Here is a 22337-nt window from a genome sequence, read left to right as displayed (position 1 = left end):
ATCGACATGCGGGCAGCGCCCGTCAACCGATGCCGGGCGCCCGGCACAGAGCATGAAGGGGACAGCATGTCCGAAAAACTGCGCCGAACCGGGCTTTACCAGCTGCACCTGTCCCAGGGCGGCCGCATGGTTCCCTTCGCCGGCTGGGAAATGCCGGTGCAATTCGCCGCCGGGGTGCTGAACGAGCATCTGCATACGCGCGCCCAGGCCGGCCTGTTCGATGTCGGCCATATGGGCCAGGTGCAGGTCTTTCCGCGTGACGGCAACCTGCAGAGCGCGGCGCTGGCGCTGGAAACCCTGATCCCCGCCGACGTGATGGGCCTGGCCGAGGGCCGGCAGCGCTATGGGCTGTTCACCAACCGCCATGGCGGGATCATGGACGACCTGATGTTCGCCAATCGCGGCGATCACTTCCTGCTGGTCGTCAACGCCGCCTGCGCGGAACAGGACATCGCCCATCTGCGCGGCCTTGAGGGCGTCCGGGTCCGGCCGGTCGCCGATCGCGGCCTGATCGCGCTGCAGGGTCCTGCCGCCGGGGCGGCGCTGGCGCGGCTGATCCCCGGCACGGCCGCGATGCGCTTCATGGACCTGCGCGACTTCGACTGGCAGGGGGCGGGGCTGTGGATCTCGCGCTCGGGCTATACCGGCGAGGACGGGTTCGAGATCTCGGTCCCCGAGGCCAGCCTGCGCGGCTTCGCCGAGGCGCTGCTGGAACAGCCCGAGGTGCTGCCGGTGGGCCTGGGCGCCCGCGACAGCCTGCGGCTGGAGGCCGGGCTGCCGCTCTATGGCCATGACATGGATGCCGGCGTGACGCCCTCCGAGGCCGCGCTTGGCTGGTCGATCCCCAAGGTTCGCCGCAACGGCGGCTGCCGCGCCGGGGGCTTTCCCGGCGCCGCGCGCGTCCTGGCCGAGCTGCAGGACGGCCCCGCCCGCATCCGCCGCGGATTGCGCCCCGAGGGCCGCGCCCCGATCCGCGAGGGCGTCGCCCTGTTCGCGGCCGAGACCGGGGGCGAGCCCCTGGCGCAGGTCCGCTCGGGCGGGTTCGGGGCTTCGGTGGGCGGCCCGGTCGCCATGGCGCTGCTGGATCCCCGCCTGCCCGAGGGCACGCGCCTGTGGGCCGAATTGCGCGGCAAGCGGATCCCCGTGGCGATTGCCCCCCTGCCCTTCATCACGCCGTCCTACAAACGCTGAGGAGCCGACCCCATGCTGAAATATACCGAAGACCACGAATGGCTGCGCGCCGAGGGCGACGAGATCGCCGTGGGCATCACGAAACACGCCAGCGAGCAGCTGGGCGACGTCGTCTTCATCGAGCTGCCCGAAGCAGGCCGCGAGGTCGTGGCGGGCGAGGAGATCGTGGTGATCGAATCGGTCAAGGCGGCCTCGGACATCGTGGCCCCGGTGGCGGGCGTGATCACCGCGGTGAACGGCGACCTGGCCGACGCGCCGGGCGACGTGAATGCCGATCCGCTGGCCGCCTGGTTCTTCCGCATCAAGCCCGCGGATGCCGGCGCGATGGACGGGTTCATGGACGAGGCCGCCTATAACGAGCTGATCGGCTGAGACCGTTGCCGGGCCTGGCGGCCCGGCGAAGGCCGGGGGCGCTTCGCCCCCCGGACCCCCCGAGGATATTTGCGCCAAGATGAAGCCGCCTTTCCGGCCCGGCGCGTGAATGGAGCATGAGGGCGCATGACCCGCTGGACCCCGACCGATTACCAACCCGACGATTTCGCCAACCGCCGCCATATCGGGCCGTCCCCGGCCGAGATGGCCGAGATGCTGCGCGCGGTGGGGGCCGAGAGCCTGGAGGACCTGATCGGGCAGACCGTGCCGCAGGCGATCCGGCAGGAGAGCCCGCTGGACTGGCCGGCCCTGTCCGAGGCGGGCCTGCTGGAGCGGATGCGGCGGGTGGCGGCGAAGAACCGGGTGATGACCAGCCTGATCGGGCAGGGCTATTACGGCACCGTCACGCCGCCGGCGATCCAGCGCAATATCCTGGAGAACCCGGCCTGGTACACGGCCTATACCCCCTATCAGCCCGAGATCGCGCAGGGCCGGCTGGAGGCGCTGCTGAATTTCCAGACCATGGTCGCGGACCTGACCGGCCTGCCCATCGCCAATGCCAGCCTGCTGGACGAGGCGACCGCGGCGGCCGAGGCGATGGCCATGGCGAAGCGGCAGGCGAAGTCGAAGGCCGGGGCGTTCTTCGTCGATCGCAACCTGCATCCGCAGACCATCGCGGTGATCGAGACCCGCGCCGCGCCGCTTGGCATCGAGATCATCCGCGGCGACGCCGCCCAGGACCTGGACCCGGCGCAGGTCTTCGGCGCGATCTTCCAGTATCCCGGCACCTATGGCCATATCCGCGACCTGGGCGCCGACATCGCCGCGCTGCATGGGGCGGGGGCGCTGGCCGTGGTCGCCTCGGACCTGCTGGCGCTGTGCCTGCTGAAGGAGCCGGGCGCGATGGGCGCCGATATCGTCGTCGGCTCGGCGCAGCGTTTCGGGGTGCCGATGGGCTATGGCGGGCCCCATGCCGGCTTCATGTCCTGCCGGGACGAGCTGAAGCGCGCCATGCCGGGGCGGATCGTGGGCGTGTCCATCGACGCCAAGGGCAACAAGGCCTATCGGCTGAGCTTGCAGACGCGCGAGCAGCATATCCGGCGCGAGAAGGCGACCAGCAATGTCTGCACCGCGCAGGCGCTGCTGGCGGTGATGGCGTCCTTCTATGCCGTGTTCCACGGGCCGGTGGGCCTGCGGGCCATCGCGCAGCGGGTGCATCTGCATGCGGTGACGATCGCCGATGCGCTGCGCGGTGCCGGGGCCGAGGTCGCGCCCGAGGCCTTCTTCGACACCATCACCGTGCGCGTGGGCGTGGGCCAGGCCGGGATCCTGGCCGCGGCCGAGCAGCGCGGCATCAACCTGCGCAAGGTGGGCCGCGACCGGGTCGGCATCAGCGTCGACGAGACCACGGATGCGGGCGTAATCGCGCGGCTGCTGGACGCCTTCGGGATCGAGGACGCGGCCCGGCCCGCCACGGCGCCCGCCATTCCCGAGGACCTGCTGCGCGACAGCGACTATCTGACCCATCCGGTCTTTCACATGAACCGGGCCGAATCCGAGATGATGCGCTATATGCGCCGGCTCTCGGATCGCGACCTGGCGCTGGACCGGGCGATGATCCCGCTGGGGTCCTGCACCATGAAGCTGAACGCGGCGGCCGAGATGATGCCGATCACCTGGCCGGAATTCGGCGCACTGCACCCCTTCGCGCCGAAGGACCAGGCGGCGGGCTATGCCGAGGCGATCGAGGACCTGGAAGCCAAGCTGTGCCAGATCACCGGATATGACGCGTTCTCCATGCAGCCCAACAGCGGCGCGCAGGGGGAATATGCGGGCCTGCTGACCATCGCCGCCTATCATCGCGCGCGCGGCGAGGATCGCGACATCTGCCTGATTCCCGTCAGCGCCCATGGCACCAACCCGGCTTCCGCGCAGATGGCGGGGATGAAGGTCGTCGTGGTGAAATCCGCGCCGAACGGCGATATCGACCTGGAGGATTTCGCCGACAAGGCCGCCAAGGCGGGCGAGAAGCTGGCGGCGGTGATGATCACCTATCCCTCGACCCATGGCGTCTTCGAGGATACCGTCCGCGACGTCTGCCGGATCACGCATGAACATGGCGGGCAGGTCTATATCGACGGGGCCAACATGAACGCCTTGGTCGGTCTGGTGAAGCCCGGAGAGATCGGCGGCGATGTCAGCCACCTGAACCTGCACAAGACCTTCGCCATCCCGCATGGCGGCGGCGGCCCCGGCATGGGCCCGATCGGCGTCAAGGCGCATCTGGCGCCGTTCCTGCCCGGCGATCCGCGCGAGCAAGATAGCGGCGCGGTCAGCGCGGCACCCTGGGGCAGCGCCTCGATCCTGCTGATTTCCTGGGCCTATTGCCTGATGATGGGCGGCGCCGGGCTGACCCAGGCGACGCGGGTGGCAATCCTGAACGCCAATTACATCGCCAGCCGCCTGGCTGGGGCCTATCCGATCCTGTTCATGGGCAATCGCGGCCGGGTGGCGCATGAATGCATCCTGGACACCCGCCCCTTCGCGGAACATGGCGTCACCGTGGACGACATCGCCAAGCGGCTGATCGACAACGGCTTCCACGCCCCCACCATGAGCTGGCCGGTGGCAGGAACGCTGATGGTTGAGCCCACCGAATCCGAGACCAAGGCCGAGATCGACCGCTTCATCGCCGCCCTGCTGGCGATCCGGGACGAGATCTCGGACGTGGCCGAGGGGCGCATCGCGGCCGAGGACAGCCCGCTGCGCCATGCCCCGCACACGGTCGAGGACCTGGTGAAGGACTGGGACCGCGCCTATAGCCGCGAGCAGGGCTGCTTCCCGCCCGGCGCCTTCCGGGTGGACAAGTACTGGCCGCCGGTCGGGCGGGTGGACAACGCCTATGGCGACCGCAACCTGGTCTGCACCTGCCCGCCGCTGGAAGCCTATGCCGAGGCGGCAGAGTAGCGGGGGCGGGCCCTGCGACCTCTTGCGCCTTTCCTTCCGGCGCCCGCTCTGGCATGACCGGGGCGGTTTCGCTCAGGTAACGACATGGACGCGCAGCGCGACATTCCGGCCCACAGGCCAGCCGCGACGGGCGGTCCCCGCCGCCGCCGGCGGCGCGCGTTGGGCTGGCTGCTGGTGCTGCCCTTCCTGCTGTTCTCGCTGATCGGCCAGGGCACGATGCTGGCCGCCGGCCCCGACGACCGGCTGACCATCGTGCTGTGTTCCGGCGAGGGGCTGGTCGACATGGTGGTTGCCGCCGATGGCAGCCTGATCCCCGCCGACGAGGATCGCCCCGACCCCCATCACGACAACCCGGTCTGCGACTGGGCGATCCATGCGCAATCCGCGCTGGGGCCCGCGGCGGCGGTCGGGCCGCTGCCGCATCTGGTGTTGCAACCCGCCCGCCACGCGCCGCATGTCCCGCTGCATGAACGCCGCATCGAGGTCCTGGCACCCGCCGCCCGAGGCCCGCCGCTGCCCGTCTGACAGCCGCCGGCGGCGGTGACGGCGGGCAGCTGCGCCACGTCATCGCGCCATATCCGCTTGCTTCGCAGCCCGTTGCCCCCGATGCGGGCCCGGCTGCGACCCGACAGACGAAAGATCATCATCATGCTGAAACGCAGATTCCTCGCGGCGCTGGCCGCTTCGGCCGCAATCACGGGCGCCGCCCTCGCGCATGACGCCGACAGCGGCGAAAGCTGGCAGCTGGGCGATTTGACCATCACCGGCCCGTTCTCGCGCGCGACGCTGCCCAATGCGCCGGTCGCCGGCGGCTTCATGACCGTGACCAATGGCGGCGCCGAGGACGACCGGCTGGTCGCCGCCGCCTCCGATGCCGCCGGCCATGTGGAGATCCACGAGATGTCCGTCGAGGGCGAGGTGATGAAGATGCGGGAACTGCCCGACGGCCTGCCGATCCCCGCCGGCGAGACGGTCGAGCTGCGCCCCGGCGGGCTGCACCTGATGTTCATGCAGCTTCGCCACCCGCTGGTCGAGGGCGAGACCGTCGACGTCACCCTGACCTTCGAGAAGGCCGGCGAGATCGAGCTTCCGCTGGCCATCGGTCCGATCAACTCGCGCGCCGCCGGTCATGGCGAGGCGGGCGACGACATGCACAAGGGGCACTGAGCGATGGCCGGAAATCTTCGCATCCTGCGGATCGCGCTGTGGACAACGGTGGTGCTGGCGCTGGCCGCGCTGGTCTGGTTCCAGGTGGTCGAGCCGCGCCTGAACCAGCCGGCCGGGATGCATTCCGACCTGGGCAAGGGCGACTATCAGCTGGTCACCACCGATGGCCAGCCCTTCACCGAGGACAGCATGAAGGGCCAGCCGACGGCGGTCTTCTTCGGCTTCACCCATTGCCCCGACGTCTGCCCCACCACCCTGGGCGAGGTCATGGCCTGGCAAGAGGACCTGGAGGCCGAGGACCAGGAATTGCGGGTCCTGTTCGTCACCGTCGACCCCGAGCGCGACACCCAGGAGATCCTTGGCGAATACGTGTCCTGGGTGCCGGGCGTGACCGGCATCACCGGCACGCCCGAGGAGATCGCCAAGGCCACCCGCGCCTTCCGCGTCTATGCCCGCAAGGCGCCGCTGAACGAGGGCGGCTACAATGTCGATCACTCGACCCAGGTGCTGCTGTTCGACGCGCAGGGCGAGTATTTCGGGCTGATCGGCTATCAGGAGCCGCATGAGCGCGCGATGGGCACCCTGCGCAGGCTGCTGGCCGGCTGAGCCTTCCCGCCCGCCGCCCCGCCGCCGCAGCGTCAGGGAAACCGGAAGCAGCCCCTCGGGGTTGCGTCCGGCGGGCGATTGAGGCAACCCGCAGGGGCGCGCCCGCGACGTTGCGCGCGCCTCTTGGGAAATGCGATGAGCGAAAGCGCGAAAACGGGTGCGGCGATCACCTTCGACAAGGTCGGCAAGGCCTTTCCGGGCAGCGGCGGCGCCCGCGTCACCGCGCTGGAGGACGTGTCGCTGACCATCGAGCCCGGCGCGATCTGCGGCATCATCGGCCGATCCGGCGCGGGCAAGTCCACGCTGCTGCGCATGGTGAACGGGCTGGAGCGGCCGACCAGCGGCACGGTCGCGGTGGGCGGGCGGAACGTGGGCGCGGCGCGCGGCGCGGAGTTGCGGGCTATCCGCCGCGACGTCGGCATGATCTTCCAGCATTTCAACCTGCTGGCGTCGCGCACCGTCTATGGCAATGTGGCGCTTCCCCTTGAAATCGCGGGGCTTCCCTCTGCCCAGATCCGCCCGCGGGTCGAGGACCTGATCGCGCGGGTCGGGCTGGAGACGCTGCGCGACCGCTATCCCGCGGAACTGTCGGGCGGGCAGAAGCAGCGCGTCGGCATCGCCCGCGCGCTGGCCACGCAGCCCAAGGTGCTGCTGTCGGACGAGGCCACCTCGGCGCTGGACCCCGAGACCACGCAGACGGTGCTGCGGCTGCTGGCCGACATCAACCGCGACCTGGGCCTGACCATCCTGCTGATCACGCATGAAATGGCCGTGGTGCGCGACATCGCCAGCCATATGGCGGTGATCGAGGGCGGCCGGATCGTCGAATCGGGGCCGACCTATGACGTCTTCGTCGCGCCACGCCACGCGACCACGCGATCCTTCCTGTCGGGCGTGACCGGCATCACCCTGCCGGCCTTCATCGCCAACCGACTGCAACAGGCCCGGCCCGAGGGCGCCTCGGAACAGGTCCTGCGCGTCACCTTCGCGGGGCGGCACGCGACCGACCCGATGCTGTCGCAGCTGAATTCCGAACTGGGCATCCGCGTGAACATCCTTGCCGGCGCCATCGAGGAGATCGGCCCGCATCCCTTCGGCAACCTGCTTTTGTCGCTGGACGCCGCGCGCGCGGACGAGGCCCGCGCCTATCTGGAACGCCACGGGCTTTTGACAGAGGTGCTGGGCTATGTCCGCTAACCTGATCTGGCTGCTTTTCGACGCGACGCTGCAGACGCTCTACATGGTCGCGGCCTCGGCCGTTCTCGGCACGCTTGGCGGGCTGCCGCTGGGGGTGTTCCTGGCCACCTCGCAGCGGGGCGAACTGTTGTCGGCGCCGATGCTGAACCGGGTGCTGGGGCTGGTCGTGAACGCGACCCGCTCGGTCCCGTTCATCATCCTGGTGGTGGCGATCATCCCCTTCACCCGCGCCCTGGTCGGCACCTCGATCGGCACCGACGCCGCCATCGTGCCGCTGACCATCGCCGCCATCCCCTTCATCGCAAGGCTGGTGGAAAACGCCATCCGCGAGGTCGATGCCGGGCTGATCGAGGCCGCCCGCGCCATGGGCGCCACGCCCCTGCAGATCATCCGCAAGGTGCTGATCCGCGAGGCTCTGCCCGGCATCGCGCTTGGCCTGACCCTGGCCGTGGTCAGCCTGATCGGCTATTCCGCCATGGTCGGCGCGGTCGGCGGCGAGGGCCTGGGCGACCTGGGCATCCGCTACGGCTATCAGCGCTTCATGCCCGAGGTGATGCTGGCCGTGGTGGTGATCCTGATCGTGATGGTGCAGCTGGTCCAGTCCGTCGGCGAATGGATCGCCGCCCGCTTCGACAAGCGCGCGCCCCGCAATCGCGGCCACTGAATTTCCCGCAGTCAACGACAAGGAGCCATCCGATGCTGCGCTTTACCACTGTTGCCTCCATCCTCGCGCTGACGGCCACCGCCGCCCTGGCCGAGGACATCAAGGTCGGCGTCTCGCCCGGCGAACATGGCGAGATCATGGAAGAGGTCGCCAAGGTCGCCGCCCCGATGGGGCTGAACATCCAGGTGATCGAGTTTTCCGATTACGTCGTGCCCAACCAGGCGCTGGCCGATGGCGACCTGCAGGCCAACAGCTTCCAGCACCGCCCCTATCTGGAAAACCAGATGAAGGATCGCGGCTTCGACCTGGTCGAGGTCGGCACCACCATCACCACGCCGATGGGGGTCTATTCCGACAAGCTGGAAGACATCGCCGAACTGCCCGAGGGCGGCCGCGTGGCGATCCCGAACGACCCGACCAATGGCGGGCGGGCGCTGCTGCTGCTGCAACAGCTGGGCGTGGTGACGCTGGCCGAGGGCACCGGGCTTGTCCCCAGCCCGCTGGACGTGACCGAGAACCCGAAGAACCTGCGCTTCATGGAGCTGGACGCCGCGCAGCTGCCGCGCGCGCTGGCCGATGCCGATATCGCGATCATCAACACCAATTACGCGCTGGCCTCGGGGCTGGACCCCAGGACCGACGCGATCGCGATGGAACAGGACAGCCCCTATGTGAACATCATCGTGGTCAGGAACGGCGACCAGGACCAGCCCTGGGTGAAGCAGCTGGTCGAGGCCTATCAGAGCCCCGAGATCAAGGCCTTCATCGAAGAGAAATACGAGGGCGCGGTCCTGACCTCCTGGTAGGTCGTTCCGCTCGCAGGCGCCGGAAGACCGGCGCCTGCCCGCCCCGCGCTACACGCAACCAATACTCGTGAAGCCCGGCCAGCCGCGCGCGGAAACGGTCAGGCCAGCAGTCGGCAATCAAACATATCAAACCGACCGGTTCTGCCAATATCATTTGCATGTGCGAATACAACTGTGCAACTTGACAGTTGACGGGCGCTCAGCGCCCCGGACGGCGCATGTGTTTTCTGTCGGTTCCTGGTGTTTGTCATGTTGGGTGTGCTTTCACAGACGGTTGCCGAGATCTGCGCGGCGGAAGACCTGCGTCAACTTGAGGCGGCCCTGACGCGCGGAACGCAGGCGCTGGGATTCGTCAGCTTCAACCTGTGCTGCGGCAAGGCCTCGGGGCGCGAATTCATGACCGACCCGACGCTGACCACATGGACGCTGGAAGAGCGCGTCGCCTATGACCGCGACGGCTGGTTCGAGCGCGATCCGCTGCTGGCCCATGCCGTCGGAACCGGCCCGACCCTGGCCTGGCGCCGGACCGACTGGCAGGCCGGTCCGCATCACGATTACTATGAATACATCACCTCGGTCGGATTGCAGGGCGGGATCACCGTGCCCATGAACCGCGGCTCGGGCCGGCTGGGCGCGCTGACCATGCTGTCGCTGGAGGACCGCCCCTCGCAGGACCGGGTCCATGCGGCCGAGATCGTCGCCAATACCGCGCGGGCGCGGCTTGCGGCCATCGGCGTCGAGAATGCCGTGGGCCGAAGCGCCTCGGCCGGTTTCCGCGCCCTCAGCCCGTGCCAGAAAGAGATCCTGAAATGGGCGGCGATGGGCAAGTCGAATGCCGATATCGGCCTGATCATGGGCATGACGCGGCGCGGGATCGACTATCACATGAGCGCGATCCTGCGGAAGCTGGGGGTCAATTCGCGCGTCCAGGCGATCGTCATCTTCGCCCAGCACCATGCCTGACGACCGTTGAGATCGCCCCGGCCCCGCGCTAGGACGGGGTCAGCCAGCCCAAGCCAGCGCCATCCGACGGAGACCGCCGATGATCACGCTGACCCGGCGCCGCCTGCTTGCGGGCGCGGCCGCCCTCACCGCCCTTTCCGGGCAATCCCGCCCGACGCCCGGCATCGCGACCTGGCCGCTGCTGGACGCCCCGCCGGCCACGCACCGGACATCCCGGCTAGACGTCACGCTGGACGGGCGCGGCTATCGGCTGTTCCGCGCCCTGCCCTCGGGGCCCGTGCCGGCGGGCGGCTGGCCCTCGATCTGGATGCTGGACGGCAATGCCGCCTTCAACCGGCTGACGGCCGATCAGCTGTCGCGCCAGCCGGGGCTGGCCGTGATCGCCCTTGGCCATCAGGTCGAGACCGAGATCGCCGCCGAAGACCGCACGCTGGACTATACCCCCGCGCCGCTAAATGGCGCCGTCGAGCCCCGCGCCCGAGGCCGCGCAACCGGCGGCGACGATGCCTTCCGCGACCGGCTGGCGGGCCCGCTGATGCAGGCGGCGGCGGATGGCGCGATGCTGAACCCGGCGCGGCGCAGCCTGTGGGGCCACAGTTTCGGCGGGCTGTTCACGCTGTCCACGCTGTTCCGCCGCCCGGACCTGTTCCGGGGCTATGTCCCGGTCAGCCCCTCGACCGGTTTCGGCGGCGGCGCCCTGGCGCGAATCGAGGCCGCCGCCGTTCCCCTGGCCGATGGCCGCGCCGAGGTGCTGGTCATGCTGGGCGACCAGGAACACCGCCGCAGCACCGATGCCCCGGTCGCGCCGCGCCCCTCGCCGCAGACCCTGGCGCTGGCCAAGCGGCTGGAGGCGCGCCCCGACCTGAAGCTGCGGGTCAGCGTGCTGGAGGGGCTGACCCATGGCGCGACCTTCCGCGCCTCGCTGGGTCCGGCGCTTGCCTGGGCCGCGGCGGTCGGGGGCCTGGCGAATCCCGTCCGGGAACCGGCCGGCGAAGGCCGCGCCGCAGGCGAATAATCGCCCAAAAGACGGGCAGCACGCTGCCGAAAGATGCCACAACGCAGACTTGTGAACCCGTCCCCGCGTACCGCGCGGCGGCATGACGCCCAGCCTGTGCAGGAAAAGCGGCAAAAAGCGCCGATCGGCTGCCTGCGCGACGGGCTGGATGTCACAAGGATGACGCAAAATGACCATAATACAAGCAGTTGAATGGCCGGGCTTTCGCTGCACCGCAGAGAGGTTGTCATTTGCCGACAAATGTCGCAAACGGTTCTGGCTGTTCAATGTGCAAGTGGTTCCGGCTGTTTACGCCAATTCGCCCTCCACTGTCGTCAACCCAGCGTTTCCATGACCCAACAGCATGCCTCTCTTCTTGTGGCTTCCGAAGACTATGCCGAAGCCAGCGCCCTGTCGCTGCCGGTTTCCCTGATCGTCGCCTCGGGCTCGCGCAGCGACATCGCCTTCAGCGATGGCGGCGGCCTGCCGCTGCCCATGGATCAGGTCATGCTGCGCATCATCGGCCAGCTGCCGCTGTCCAGCAGCGGCAAGAAGCGCCTGTCGCAACTGGCCGAACTGTGGCGCGACCGGCTGGACATCGATCCGCCGGCAGAGATCACGCTCGGCATGGGCGACATCCTCGACAGCCGCACCAAGGTGCTGGAATGGCTGGTGGCCCGGCTGACCGAGCAGCAGCAGAAGGGCGCGCAGCGCTCGACCCGCTTCATGCGCGAACTGGGGCTGCTGCGCCAGCAGCACGAGGCGATCCAGGCCAGCTTCCAGAACCTCGAGCAATTCGTCTATCGCCACGGCCCCCAGCACCGCACGCTGGAAACCACGCTGTCGCCGGTCTCGGGCCAGCTGCCGATCACGCTGCGCGGCGGCTCGCGGCTGATGCAGCGCCTGCCGGGCGCCAGCACCGGGCTGAGCGACCTGGCGATCCATATCAGCAACGAGACCGCCCCCGCCGAGGGCGGGATGCTGAATGTCAGCCTGCTCAGCCCCGACACGAACGAGACCCTGGCGATCTGGGAGGTCTCGGCGGCCCGGCTGGAACAGGGCTGGCTGCGCTTCTCGCTGGACCGCGCGCTGGGGCCGGACACGATCAGCCTGATGCTGAATGTCAGCTACCAGGGCGAGGGCGTCGTCAAGCTGTCCAGCGCCGTCCAGCACCCCGAGCCGCGCTTCCATCCCGAGGTCGACGGCCAGCCGGTCGAGACCCTGCCCGCGCTGCAATTGTGGCGCTGGATCGCGGGGGCGAATGCGCCGATCCCCGCCCATGCGGTGATCCAGGTCGGCGGCCGGAACCGCCTGCGCCGGGTCGAGCGCCACACGCTGGCCACCGCGATCGACCTGGAATCGCTGAACAGCACCGTGCCGCTGTTCCAGTCCAGCGAGGCGCTGCTGGTCCATGTCGTGCCCCAGCGCGTGGCCTGCGGCATCCTGCCGGGCATCGCCCTGCCCGGCGCGCGCCAGGTCTTCGCCACGCTGGCCACCCGCCATGCCGAGGCGCCGGCGGTCGAATACCAGCTTGCCCTGCTGCCGCAGGACCAGCGCCCGCACAAGCCCGGCCGGCTGCCCGATTTCGACCCCAAGCTCGCCTCGGGCTGGATCCGGCTGGCGCCCGAGGAGGAGGGGCAGGCCCATGTCCTTCTGCCCGAGCCGCTGGACGCGCCCTACGACATCTACCTGATGACCCGCCTGCCGAAGGATCAGCACAGCAATGCCTATGGCTGGTCCACCTTCTCGAACATCTGCCTGCAGTTCTGACGAGGTGACGGGATGCAACAGACCCTTCTTAGGCCCCAGGCCATGAGCGGCACGCCGGTGACGGCGCCCCGCGTGGCGGTGGTGGTGCCGATCTTCCGCCATTCGGTGCTGCTGTCCGAGGCGATCGAAAGCGTCCTGGCGCAGCGGGCGGGGTTCCAGATCCAGCTGGTGCTGGTCAATGACGGCTGCCCCCATGCCGAGACCGACCTGGTCTGCCGCGAATATGCGCTGAGCTATCCCGAGCGCATCACCTATCTGCGCAAGCCCAATGGCGGGCTCAGCGATGCCCGCAACCACGGCATCCGCCACGCGCTGGCGACCTGGTCCTCGGTCGAGGCGATCTACATGCTGGACGCCGACAACCGGCTGCGCCCCGATGCGATGGCCAACGCGATGGCGGCGCTGGAGAAGCATGCCGACGCGGGCTGGATCTATCCCAATATCGACATGTTCGGCCTGCGTTGGGCGGGCGATTACGGCGGCGACTATTCGCTGCTGATCCATACGGTGATGAATGTCTGCGAGGCCGGCAGCCTGATCCGCCGCGAGGTCTTCGAGGCCGGGGTCTATTTCGACACCTCGTTCAAATCCGGCTTCGAGGACTGGGACTTCTTCCTGACCGCCGCCGAGGCCGGTTTCCGCGGCCGCAACATCGAGAATTTCGGCTTCCTCTATCGCAAGCGCGCCGAATCCATGCTGGCCGATTCCGAGCGCGATTCGGACGCGATCCGCAGCGAGATGCGCAAGAAGCACAAGAAGCTGTTCAGCCCGCGCGGCCTGCTGGAGCTGGAGCAGCAGGAGGCGCCGCGCTATGCCATCTTCCTTGCCGACCGGGGCGAGGTGCTGCTGACCGTCGATCCCGACGTCCCCGACGCCCGGCGGATGCCGATGGCCGAATTCGAGCGGCTGTGGTGGCGCACCCAGACCGACAACAGCCAGCACCACATGCCGCCGATCCTGCTGATGACGCATTCGGCCGTGCTGGACCAGCTGCGCCGCGCGCGGCTGCTGCATGCGGTGCTGTGGACGATGGAGCGCCGGCTTGCTCAGCAATGCTTCGCCGCGCTGGAGATCGAGCCGCGCGAGGCCGAGCGCATCGGCTGGAACGAACAGGAAGCCCAGGGCTCGACCGAGCTTCATGCCGCCATGCTGATGGTCCGGCCCGGCCTGTTCTCGGACATCGTGCGCGACAGCTCGATCGCCTGGGCCTCGGGCGTCGCCGCCCGGCCCTGCGCCGTGCCCACCACGCTTCTGCGGCTGCAACTGCCCGAGACGCTGTTCTCGAACGGCGAGGAACTCTATACCGCCGCCGCCCATGACTTCGTGGCCGTCGCCGCCCGCTACCAGGCCTCGCCCAACCGCGACGCGCTGGCCTATAGCTGGGACTGGCGCAAGCCCGACATCCCCTGGCGCGGCCGCACGCACGAGATCAGCCGCATCCCGACCAAGGCCGACGCCGCCTATCCCCGCATCGCCAGGGACGGGCGCGACATCGGCTTCGTGCTGCCCCTGGTCGAATTCGGCGGGGTCGAGCGGGTGGCGCTGAACACCGCGCGGGCGATGAAGCGCGCCGGCTGGCGGCCGCATCTCTTCGTGCTGGAGGCCCAGAGCTGCCAGTTCAGCGCCGAATGGCGCGACACCTTCGAAAGCGTCACCTTCCTTGCCGATCCGACCTTCACGACCTGGGGGCCGGCGAATTCCAACTATCTGGGCACCGACGTGCCCGACTGGTCGCGTTTCGGCGATCAGCGGCAGGCCACCGCGATGCTGTCCTGGCTGGACGCGGTCATCAACTTCCACGGCGGCGCCATTTCGGGCGTGATGGGGCGGCTGAAGCGCTTCGGCGTCAAGACCGCGCTGTCGCTGCATCTCAGCGATCAAAGCCCCTTCAAGCGGCTGGTCGGCAATACCTATCTGGGACTGGCCTTCGAACATGCCTATGACGCGATCCTGCCCTGTTCCGAGCAGCTGGGCGACTGGTGCCACGGCATGGGCATCCCCGCAGACAAGATCGTGCCGCTGCTGAACGCCCCCAGTTTCGACCTGCCCGAGGGTGCCGAAGCCCGGATCGACGCCCGTCGCGCCACCAGATCCCCGCAGGATCCGCTGCGCATCATCTATCTGGGCCGGCTGGACCACCAGAAGGGGGTCGAGCGCCTGATCTCGATCGTCGAGACGGCCGAGGCGACGCGCCTGCCGATCGAGTGGCGCCTGATCGGCAAGACGGTTCTGGGCGACAGCGCGCTCGAGATCCCGCCCCATATCGCCGGGCTGCTGGAGCCGCCGCTGACCACGCCGGAAGGGCTGGCCGAGGCCTTCGAATGGGCCGATGTCTTCATCCTGCCCTCCTATTACGAGGGCCTGCCGCTGACGATCCTCGAGGCAATGCGTTCCGGCGTGATCCCCATCGCGACGGATGCGGGGGCGGTGACCGAGGTCGTGCGCCAATGGGAAAACGGCGTCGTCCTGTCGCAGCGCGAAACCGTCGGCGAGGCATTGTCGGCGCTGGCCCGGCTGGCTGCGGATCCCGATCTGGTCCAGCGCCTGTCCGCCCGCGCACGCGCGGACATGACGGGCCGCGACTGGAACAGCGCGGTGGTGCCGCTCATCCAACGCCTGGAGATGATACAGGCCGCCGACAAGAAGAAGAAGTAAGAAGGAAAAGAAATGAGCTCCGGCCTCTACCCTGCTCTGTATATGCCAAAGGACGGTTATGTTTTTGTTGTCACCTACGGTCGCTCGGGCTCAACGCTGACACAGAGCTTGCTTAATTCCATTCCAGGATATTGCATTCGCGGTGAAAACGGGAATCTGACTTATTTCCTGTCTCGCGCAGCCAATTTCGTGGCAAACAACGACATGTACAAATGGCGCCGTGAGGATCTGCCAAAGCGCACGGAAGATCGTCGCCCATATCTCAAGAAAATTCTGGGTCAACCCTACGATCCCTGGGCTGGTGCGGAAGATGTCGACCCCATCGACTTTACCTATTCCCTGATGAATCTTTTCGTTGAAAAGATTCTGAAGCCAGCCCCTGGATGTCGCGTCAGCGGCTTCAAGGAAATTCGCTTTCACGAAGACCCTCGTTTCTTCCAGACATACATGGAAATTCTGCGCGATACATTCCCGAATGCGCGCTTCCTGTTCCAAACCCGCGATCATGATGCCGTCTCGAAATCCAGCTGGTGGGCGAAACATCCCAAGGCAACAGTGGTGAAAGAACTTCAGCGCGCAGAGACCATGTTCAAGAACTTTGCCACGGCAAACCCCGAACACTCCTTCACCATCGAATATGAGCGTTATTCGGAAGGGCCGGAATATGTCCAGAAGATCTTTGATTTTCTAGGCGAAGCTCATGATCCCGAAAGCACGGCGGCAGTGTTGGGACGATCACTCAAGCATTAGATCGTTCACACAATCTTCACGAAAGCGCCCGACATATTATCAGCGCCAATCGTAATACGGTACATCCGGCACGGCAGGCAGAGGACAAAAGATGACGACAGCCCTTGTGCACTTCAATCATTCGTTCAAGGATGACTTGACAACCTGGCCGGACATGCGAACCTCGCGCTGGAAGCCGAATTACGGTGACATGCTCGTTTGTGCCGCACTTCTGCGGCAGGTGGATCTTGGAGAAACGATCCGCGTTCCCTTCGGCAAGACCCCGGATCGGCATGTATCGCGTGCATTGATCCGCGGATCAACCTACCTTCATCACAAGCTTGATTTCGATGCCGCAAACAAGACCCTGGACAGCATCGATGCCCCTCTGACGATTGTCGGGCTTGGCGCGCAGAGTCCTCAAAGCAGCGTCGACTTCCTTGATGGGCATGATGGAGCGAAGGGTTTCATCGCCCGCTTGAATGAACGTTCGGCCAGCATCTCGGTTCGGGGGAGCTTTACGGCGGCGGTCGTCGAGCGGTTGGGCGGAAAAAATATCCGGGTCACCGGCTGCCCGTCACTGTTCTACAGCTTGAAGTGCCCGGAAGTTTCCGTTGACGCCGATCTTGGCACAAAGCGGCGCCGTATCGGGGTTTCCTTGCATACGGGCCTCAGAAAAAGCATGTACTGCGCTTCTCCTGACGAAGCGCGCCAAGCTCATGTGAACGCGATCCGTTATGGCATAGACGAATGCGCAGCGCTGTATCTCTTCGAGCAAGGCGTGATGAATGAATTCAATATTGCCGACAAGCAGCTTCCCATGGAAGACAGGATCGCCGCTGCAAGGGAAGTTCTTGATCGGATCGACATCGAAAACCGCCTTTCTGCCGAAGACCTGATCATTCACATGGTCAGCGTCAGAAGTATCGAGGAATGGCTTGATCGCGCCTCGGAACTGCATGCCATCATCGGCTTCCGTTTTCACGGCAACATGATCGCCCTGCTTCAGGGGAGGCCATGTTACTATTATGTCTATGACTCCCGTATTCGAGAGTTCTGCGACCTCTATCAGCTGCCCTATCAGGACGTTCGCGAGGAATGGCGTGATCCCGCACAGGCGCTATTGGATCATGACTGGAACCGAACCAATGCTGCATTGAAGTCCTGCTATGGAGAAATGCAGGAGTTCTTCAAGGAAAACGGCTATCGGATCCAGGCGGAGATCGCTGCATAAAGCAGCTCCTCCGATCGTTGCACCAAAACCGATAGCATAAACCGGAGCCGAGCAGACGATTATGCCCTTCATCCAGCATAACGGCAAACGCGTCCTCTTCATCCATATCCCGAAGGCTGGGGGCACCTCGGTCGAGAGCTGGATGAAGGGAATCGCGCCGCTGCGGCTGTTCTCGATGGGGGTGCCCCATGCCAACCGCTGCACGCCGCAGCATTTTCGCGCGCAGGATATCCGGGCGCTGCTGGGCGAGGGGTTCTTCGACTATGCGCTGACCATCGTGCGCAACCCCTATGACCGGATCGCCAGCGAATACCGGATGCGCGCGCAATTGGCGAAGGAGAGCTTCTGGAAGGGGCTGCCCGCCTTCTCGGCCTGGGTCGAGGAGAACCTGGACCGCCAGAAGCGAGAGAAGTTCCACCTGGACAACCACCTGCGCCCGCAATGGGAGTTCCTGGGCAAGGATGTCGAGGTCTTCCGGCTGGAGGACGGGCTGGCCGCGCCGCTGGCCGCGATGGCCTCCCGCCTGGGGGTCGAGCCGCCCGAGATCCCCCCGCACGAGCTGCGTTCGGACGTGCTGGAGATCGACTGGGAGCCCTCTGACCGGATCCGCGTGCGCGACCACTACGCCCGCGATTTCGAAACCTTCGGCTATCCCACATAGGCCGCGGCGGCGGGTGGCTCAGACCATGCCCCAGGCGGCGCTGATCGCCAGCGCGGCGATGGCGCCGCCGACGCCCAGCTCCAGCATCGCCATCGCCCCTGCCCCGCCGCGAAGACGCGGCAGCGACAGCATCACCCCGCCGCGCAGGGCGACGGCAAGCGCGGCGGCCAGCCCGGTGACCATCAGCGTGCCCAGGCCCATCGCATAGGCGCCGGCGATCCCGATCCCGTCCAGACCCAGCCGCCATGTCAGGATCAGCAGGAACAGCGCGCCAGTGCAGGGCCTCAGCGCCACGCCGGCGACCAGCGCCGCGGCTTCGCGCCAGTTCCGCAGCGACTGGATCTGCCGGGGATCCGGCGCATGGGCATGGCCGCAGCCGCAATGCGCGTCATGCCGGTGCGGCTGGCGCGCGGCGATGACGCGGCGGGCGCCGCGCCAGCACAGCAGCCCGCCCAGAAGCGCGATCGCCAGGGCCGAGAAGGGCTCGGCCGCGCCGGCCAGCCCCTCTATCCGGTCGCGCGCGCCGCCGAAGGCCCAGACACCGGCATAGACCAGCACCACCGCGACCGTCGCCTGCGCCAGGCTGGACAGCGCCGCCAGCCCGACCATCCAGCCCAGCCCCCGCTGCGAGCCCAGCCCATAGGCGCCGATCACCGCCTTGCCATGGCCCGGCCCCACCGCATGAAGGAAGCCATAGGTGAAGCAGATCCCCAGGAATCCCGCGACCGCGCCGGGCTGGCCCGCACGCAGCGCGCGCAGCGCCCCGGCCAGCGCGTTCTGATAGTCGCGCTGCAGGCCAAGCGCCATCCGCGCCAGGCGCTCGTCCAGCCCCATCAGCAGGAACAGCGCCAGGAAGCCCGCCAGCACGGCGATGACGATCAGGGCTGCGCGGCGCATGTCACCCTCACCTCGTCGGCGAAGGCGCCGCCCAGCTGGGGCGACTGGCCTTCGTCAAGCATCTGTTCGTCGTTCAGCAATTCCAGTTCGTCGGCATAGAGCTTCTGCGCAGCGGCGATGTCGGCGCGCTCGATCCGGACCTCGCAATCGCCGCGGCCGATCATCTTCGGCGCGGCGGCAAGATCGTAGAAGGTATAGTAGAACGGGTCATAGACCTTGATCGCGACCGGCTGGGGCTGCGGCGCCAGCGGCGTGGCAAGGGGGCGCAGATGGGTCTCGATCAGCCGCCCGTCGCGGTAATCGACGATGCTGTCGCGCGGCCCCGACAGCGCGATCGCCTGCCCCGCCTGGCTGAGATACAGGTCGCCGTCGAAATCCTCCGGCCAGGTGCTGCCCTCCTGCTGCAGGCGCTGCCGCTCAACCTGCGTCAGCTCGCCATCGGCATCGCCGTCAAGCTCCAGGTCGCCCAGGATCAGCATCGAGCTGAGCTCGTCATAGACCCAGACGACGCCCACCGCGCCCAGCCGGCCCTGGTCGTCGAAGCGCAGGGTCAGGCCGGTATCCACGAAGATATGCGGATGCGCCCCCGCGGCAGAGCCGGCAAGGCACAGGCAGACCGTCAGGGACCCGATATGGCGCATGCGCCCTCTTATCGCGGGCCGGGGGCGGGCGGCAAGGCGAAGCGACGGTGGCCCGCCGGCCGGGCGGGACATTGCCCGCAGCGCACCCATGGGGCGGACTCGCCTCGGGTCGCGGGCTGTCCTATGGTCGGCGCCACAGCCCCAAGCCAGCCAGAGGCCATCGTGACATCCAGCCCTGACCCTCTTGCCCGGACGGGTCTGCCGCAATTCGGCGACGACGATCCCCACATCGCCTATAACCGCGTCTTCTTCGCGCTGCTGCGCATCCAGCGCACGGTCATGCCGGGGATCGAGAAGAGCCTGCGCGAGATGGGGATCGCCGATCCGATCTGGTACGAGATCCTGCTGGCCACCGAAGAGGCGGGCAAGGACGGCATCGCCATGATCGACCTGCAGAAGCGGCTGTTCGTGCCGCAATACGCGCTGTCGCGCCATGTCGCGCGGATCGAGAAGGCGGGGCTGTTGCGGCGCGCGGCGCGGCCCGGCGCGGGGCGCGGGCAGATCCTTCGCCTGACGCCGCAGGCGCGCGGGCTGCATCACCGGATCTGGCAGGTCTACATGGAAAAGATCCAGGCCGCCTTCGCCCCGCATATCAGCACCGACGAGGCCTATGACCTGGTGCGGATGCTGAACCGGCTTTACCGCTGAAGCGCGACAGGGCCGATCGCCCGGCCCTCGTCCGGGCCGTTGTCAGAACCGCATCGAGGCGACCAGCGACAGGGACCGTCCCGGCTCTTTCAGCGGCGCGACCGAGTTGAAATCGGCGCCATAGGTCGCCCGGTCGGCATAGTCCTTGTCCAGGACGTTGTTCGCCGCCGCCCGGATCGTCAGCCCCCGGACCGTGGGCGAGGCATATTCGACGAACAGGTTCAGCACCGCATAGCCGGGAATGCCGCGCTCGGCGATTCCGGGCATGTCGTCATAGGCCTGCGCCGCCTGCACGCTGCCGCCATAGGTGAAGTCGCTGCCTGCCGGGCTATGCTGCGCCTCGATGGCAAGGACGCCCCCCAGCGGCGCCCCCAGGTCCACCGCGTCATAGCTGGTGGCCCGCGCGCCGTTCACCTCGATCTTGCTATAGGCATAGCTGGCGCGCAGGAAGCCGCCCTCCCAGCCATAGCCCAGGCCCAGGTTGTAGCCCCTGCTTTCAAAGTCGAAATTCACCGCCTCGCCGCGCAGCACCCCGCGCGCATTGTCCACCGCGGTCAGGAAGACCTCGCCGTCCAGGCGCAGCTCGCCCAGTTCGTAGTCGAAGCCGACGGTATAATTTCGTGATCGTGCGGGCTTCAGCCCGTCATAGCTGGTGAAGGTGTCGAACAGGAAATTGTCCTCCAGCGCGATGCCCCCGAAGACGCTGGAGATACCGGCGCGCAGGCTCAGGTCCGGCAGCACCTCATAGGCGACCGAGGCATTGCCGCTGAGGCCCGAGACCGTGTCGCGCCAGCCATCCACGCCGGTGAATTTCTGCCGGTCGAAGCGCAGCCCGGTCGAGACCGACAGCCGCTCGGTCGGCTCCAGCCGCGCCTGCGCATAGAGGCCCAGGTTGCGCGACTTCTCGGTCAGGTCCATCGGCTGGGCGTCCATGTAATGGCTGCTGCGGCTGTAGAAATCGACGCCCGCCGTGATCGTGTCGGTGTCGTTCAGGTGGAAGCGGTTCTCGATCCTGCCGTTGCGGCTGTCCGAGCTGCCGTCGCTGCGCCCGACGGTCGGAAAATCGGGCTGGTCCACCTTGACCGCCACGTCCGAGAAGCCCAGCACGATGCGCGGATCCCACAGCCCCTCGGCCTGGGTATTCTCGTATGACAGCGCATAGGTGGTGCGCGTCGTGTCATAGCGGCGCAGCTCGGTATAGGGGCGGCCGCCGAAGGTGTCCTCGATATTGGCGCGGGACCGGCGCAGCGCGTCGTCGCGCATCCGCTGCGCCGACAGCTCGAATCGGTGGCCGGTATCCGCCTCAAAGGCCAGCTTCAGCAGCGCGGCCTGAAGATCGGCCGCCGTGCCGGCGATGGTCCGCCCCGCGCCGGTCTTGTAATCGTCGCCGGTCGCCGATTTCAGATAGGCCAGCGCCTCGAAACCGTCCTGCTGCATCGCCAGCGTGCCGGATCGGCCGAAGGTCTTGCCGTTGCTGTCATAGGACAGGCGCAGGTTGCCGCCGAAGCGCTGGCCGGCGTCCAGGATGTCGGCGGCATCGACCGTCTCCATCACCACCGCGCCCGCCAGCGCGTTGGGCCCGGCATCGGCGGCGGCCACGCCGGCATCGACGCGGACGAATTTCATCAGCCCCGGATCGAAGGCATTGGCCGAGACGTGGTGGAAGATCCGGTTGTTCTGCGACACGCCATCGACGGTGACGGCGGTGTTCAGCATGTCGACGCCATTGACGAAGATCTTCTGCGCCACCGGGATCGCGCCGCCGACCGAGACCGAGGCGATGCCCGAGAACAGGTCCCGCAGATCGCCCATCCGGGCGCGCTCCAGCTCGGCATCGGCGACATATTCGCTGGTGCCCCGGTCGGCGGCATTGCCGTCGATGTCGCGGGCGCGCATGATGATCGGGTCCAGGACCAGGCTGCCGGAAAAGCCGGGGGCCGGCTCCGTCTGCTGCGCGGCGGCGGGCAGGACGGAAAGCGACAGCGCCGTGCCCGACAGCAGGGCAAGCAGGGTGGCGGTGCCGGAACGACGGACGGGATGCGCGGCCATGAAAGGAACTCCGTTCGGGTTTCTGGCTGGATCTGCATCCTGGCTGGCGCGCGCCCTAGCACGGCCGCCACAAACATGCAACTGCATGTTATGGGGTGCGCGCGGCCCGGACCCGAGGGGCGCGCC

At 67.5% G+C, this 22337-nt stretch carries 20 protein-coding genes; 17 read left to right on the top strand and 3 right to left on the bottom strand.

The features are described from left to right. The first annotated feature begins 66 nt into the window (after positions 1–66). The 16 genes from gcvT (at position 67) to C9E82_RS11680 (ending at position 17976) form a co-directional block, all read left to right on the top strand. Entirely contained in the window at positions 67–1191 is a 1125-nt protein-coding gene (gene gcvT, locus C9E82_RS11755; protein WP_119900995.1) for a glycine cleavage system aminomethyltransferase GcvT, read from the top strand. Positions 1192–1206: 15 nt separating this feature from the next. Further along, positions 1207–1563, top strand: a complete 357-nt coding sequence (gene gcvH / locus C9E82_RS11750) for a glycine cleavage system protein GcvH (protein ID WP_183154072.1) — start codon at positions 1207–1209, stop codon at positions 1561–1563. A gap of 126 nt (positions 1564–1689) precedes the next feature. Continuing rightward, positions 1690–4530, top strand: a complete 2841-nt coding sequence (gcvP, locus tag C9E82_RS11745) for an aminomethyl-transferring glycine dehydrogenase (protein ID WP_119897872.1) — start codon at positions 1690–1692, stop codon at positions 4528–4530. A gap of 84 nt (positions 4531–4614) precedes the next feature. Next, a complete protein-coding gene (locus C9E82_RS11740; protein ID WP_119897871.1) occupies positions 4615–5055 on the top strand; it encodes a hypothetical protein in 441 nt (146 codons plus the stop codon). Between the two features lie 123 nt (positions 5056–5178). Further along, positions 5179–5697 (top strand): copper chaperone PCu(A)C, encoded by a 519-nt coding sequence (locus C9E82_RS11735; RefSeq protein ID WP_240643511.1) that lies wholly within the window; start codon positions 5179–5181, stop codon positions 5695–5697. A 3-nt stretch (positions 5698–5700) separates the two neighbouring features. After that, positions 5701–6303, top strand: coding sequence for an SCO family protein (locus C9E82_RS11730; RefSeq protein ID WP_119897869.1), 603 nt, complete (start codon positions 5701–5703; stop codon positions 6301–6303). Between the two features lie 135 nt (positions 6304–6438). Further along, on the top strand, positions 6439–7500 hold the full coding sequence (locus tag C9E82_RS11725) for a methionine ABC transporter ATP-binding protein (protein ID WP_119897868.1): 1062 nt from the start codon (positions 6439–6441) through the stop codon (positions 7498–7500). Beyond that, positions 7490–8164 (top strand): methionine ABC transporter permease, encoded by a 675-nt coding sequence (locus C9E82_RS11720; protein WP_119897867.1) that lies wholly within the window; start codon positions 7490–7492, stop codon positions 8162–8164. The genes C9E82_RS11725 and C9E82_RS11720 overlap by 11 nt, the downstream gene beginning before the upstream one ends. Positions 8165–8196: 32 nt before the next feature. Beyond that, positions 8197–8970 carry a MetQ/NlpA family ABC transporter substrate-binding protein gene (locus tag C9E82_RS11715; RefSeq protein WP_119897866.1) on the top strand — a complete coding sequence of 258 codons (774 nt, stop codon included), beginning with the start codon at positions 8197–8199 and terminating at the stop codon, positions 8968–8970. 258 nt (positions 8971–9228) lie between these two features. Further along, positions 9229–9933 carry a helix-turn-helix transcriptional regulator gene (locus C9E82_RS11710; protein ID WP_244936021.1) on the top strand — a complete coding sequence of 235 codons (705 nt, stop codon included), beginning with the start codon at positions 9229–9231 and terminating at the stop codon, positions 9931–9933. 79 nt (positions 9934–10012) lie between these two features. After that, positions 10013–10948, top strand: a complete 936-nt coding sequence (locus tag C9E82_RS11705) for an alpha/beta hydrolase (protein WP_119897864.1) — start codon at positions 10013–10015, stop codon at positions 10946–10948. A gap of 330 nt (positions 10949–11278) precedes the next feature. Next, positions 11279–12697 (top strand): DUF6212 domain-containing protein, encoded by a 1419-nt coding sequence (locus C9E82_RS11700; RefSeq protein ID WP_122449279.1) that lies wholly within the window; start codon positions 11279–11281, stop codon positions 12695–12697. 42 nt (positions 12698–12739) lie between these two features. Next, positions 12740–15352: a glycosyltransferase gene (locus C9E82_RS11695; protein WP_183154068.1), complete on the top strand. Its 2613-nt coding sequence runs from the start codon at positions 12740–12742 to the stop codon at positions 15350–15352. Between the two features lie 12 nt (positions 15353–15364). Beyond that, positions 15365–16102, top strand: a complete 738-nt coding sequence (locus tag C9E82_RS11690) for a sulfotransferase (RefSeq protein ID WP_119897861.1) — start codon at positions 15365–15367, stop codon at positions 16100–16102. 91 nt (positions 16103–16193) lie between these two features. Further along, a complete protein-coding gene (locus tag C9E82_RS11685; protein ID WP_119897860.1) occupies positions 16194–17315 on the top strand; it encodes a polysaccharide pyruvyl transferase family protein in 1122 nt (373 codons plus the stop codon). Positions 17316–17376: 61 nt separating this feature from the next. Then, the gene (locus C9E82_RS11680) at positions 17377–17976 is read left to right on the top strand and encodes a sulfotransferase family 2 domain-containing protein (protein ID WP_119897859.1); all 600 of its coding nucleotides are present in this window, start codon (positions 17377–17379) and stop codon (positions 17974–17976) included. Positions 17977–17994: 18 nt separating this feature from the next. Here the strand turns inward: C9E82_RS11680 and C9E82_RS11675 are convergent, their stop codons facing one another. Beyond that, positions 17995–18873, bottom strand: a complete 879-nt coding sequence (locus C9E82_RS11675; protein WP_119897858.1) for a nickel/cobalt transporter — start codon at positions 18871–18873, stop codon at positions 17995–17997. Further along, positions 18855–19514 (bottom strand): DUF1007 family protein, encoded by a 660-nt coding sequence (locus C9E82_RS11670; RefSeq protein ID WP_170162052.1) that lies wholly within the window; start codon positions 19512–19514, stop codon positions 18855–18857. The genes C9E82_RS11675 and C9E82_RS11670 overlap by 19 nt, the downstream gene beginning before the upstream one ends. A 162-nt stretch (positions 19515–19676) precedes the next feature. Here C9E82_RS11670 and C9E82_RS11665 point away from each other — a divergent pair, with 162 nt between their 5' ends. Beyond that, positions 19677–20162 carry a MarR family winged helix-turn-helix transcriptional regulator gene (locus tag C9E82_RS11665; RefSeq protein ID WP_240643510.1) on the top strand — a complete coding sequence of 162 codons (486 nt, stop codon included), beginning with the start codon at positions 19677–19679 and terminating at the stop codon, positions 20160–20162. Positions 20163–20204: 42 nt separating this feature from the next. Here the strand turns inward: C9E82_RS11665 and C9E82_RS11660 are convergent, their stop codons facing one another. Next, a complete protein-coding gene (locus C9E82_RS11660) occupies positions 20205–22211 on the bottom strand; it encodes a TonB-dependent receptor plug domain-containing protein (protein ID WP_119897855.1) in 2007 nt (668 codons plus the stop codon). Between the last annotated feature and the right edge of the window lie 126 nt (positions 22212–22337).

The organism is Paracoccus sigandri (assembly GCF_003709565.1).
Classification (GTDB): Bacteria; Pseudomonadota; Alphaproteobacteria; order Rhodobacterales; family Rhodobacteraceae; genus Paracoccus; species Paracoccus siganidrum.
This window is presented reverse-complemented; position numbering and strand designations above follow the sequence as displayed.

What these genes read in the sequence shown, in the direction of transcription:
- C9E82_RS11740 (WP_119897871.1), top strand. Translation starts at nt 4,615, where the DNA reads ATGGACGCGCAGCGCGACATTCCGGCCCACAGGCCAGCCGCGACGGGC.
- C9E82_RS11680 (WP_119897859.1), top strand. Translation starts at nt 17,377, where the DNA reads ATGCCCTTCATCCAGCATAACGGCAAACGCGTCCTCTTCATCCATATC.
- gcvT (WP_119900995.1), top strand. Translation starts at nt 67, where the DNA reads ATGTCCGAAAAACTGCGCCGAACCGGGCTTTACCAGCTGCACCTGTCC.
- C9E82_RS11715 (WP_119897866.1), top strand. Translation starts at nt 8,197, where the DNA reads ATGCTGCGCTTTACCACTGTTGCCTCCATCCTCGCGCTGACGGCCACC.
- C9E82_RS11700 (WP_122449279.1), top strand. Translation starts at nt 11,279, where the DNA reads ATGACCCAACAGCATGCCTCTCTTCTTGTGGCTTCCGAAGACTATGCC.
- C9E82_RS11730 (WP_119897869.1), top strand. Translation starts at nt 5,701, where the DNA reads ATGGCCGGAAATCTTCGCATCCTGCGGATCGCGCTGTGGACAACGGTG.
- C9E82_RS11675 (WP_119897858.1), bottom strand. Translation starts at nt 18,873, where the DNA reads ATGCGCCGCGCAGCCCTGATCGTCATCGCCGTGCTGGCGGGCTTCCTG.
- C9E82_RS11735 (WP_240643511.1), top strand. Translation starts at nt 5,179, where the DNA reads ATGCTGAAACGCAGATTCCTCGCGGCGCTGGCCGCTTCGGCCGCAATC.
- C9E82_RS11685 (WP_119897860.1), top strand. Translation starts at nt 16,194, where the DNA reads ATGACGACAGCCCTTGTGCACTTCAATCATTCGTTCAAGGATGACTTG.
- C9E82_RS11720 (WP_119897867.1), top strand. Translation starts at nt 7,490, where the DNA reads ATGTCCGCTAACCTGATCTGGCTGCTTTTCGACGCGACGCTGCAGACG.
- C9E82_RS11705 (WP_119897864.1), top strand. Translation starts at nt 10,013, where the DNA reads ATGATCACGCTGACCCGGCGCCGCCTGCTTGCGGGCGCGGCCGCCCTC.
- C9E82_RS11690 (WP_119897861.1), top strand. Translation starts at nt 15,365, where the DNA reads ATGAGCTCCGGCCTCTACCCTGCTCTGTATATGCCAAAGGACGGTTAT.
- gcvP (WP_119897872.1), top strand. Translation starts at nt 1,690, where the DNA reads ATGACCCGCTGGACCCCGACCGATTACCAACCCGACGATTTCGCCAAC.
- C9E82_RS11660 (WP_119897855.1), bottom strand. Translation starts at nt 22,211, where the DNA reads ATGGCCGCGCATCCCGTCCGTCGTTCCGGCACCGCCACCCTGCTTGCC.
- C9E82_RS11695 (WP_183154068.1), top strand. Translation starts at nt 12,740, where the DNA reads ATGAGCGGCACGCCGGTGACGGCGCCCCGCGTGGCGGTGGTGGTGCCG.
- C9E82_RS11670 (WP_170162052.1), bottom strand. Translation starts at nt 19,514, where the DNA reads ATGCGCCATATCGGGTCCCTGACGGTCTGCCTGTGCCTTGCCGGCTCT.
- C9E82_RS11725 (WP_119897868.1), top strand. Translation starts at nt 6,439, where the DNA reads ATGAGCGAAAGCGCGAAAACGGGTGCGGCGATCACCTTCGACAAGGTC.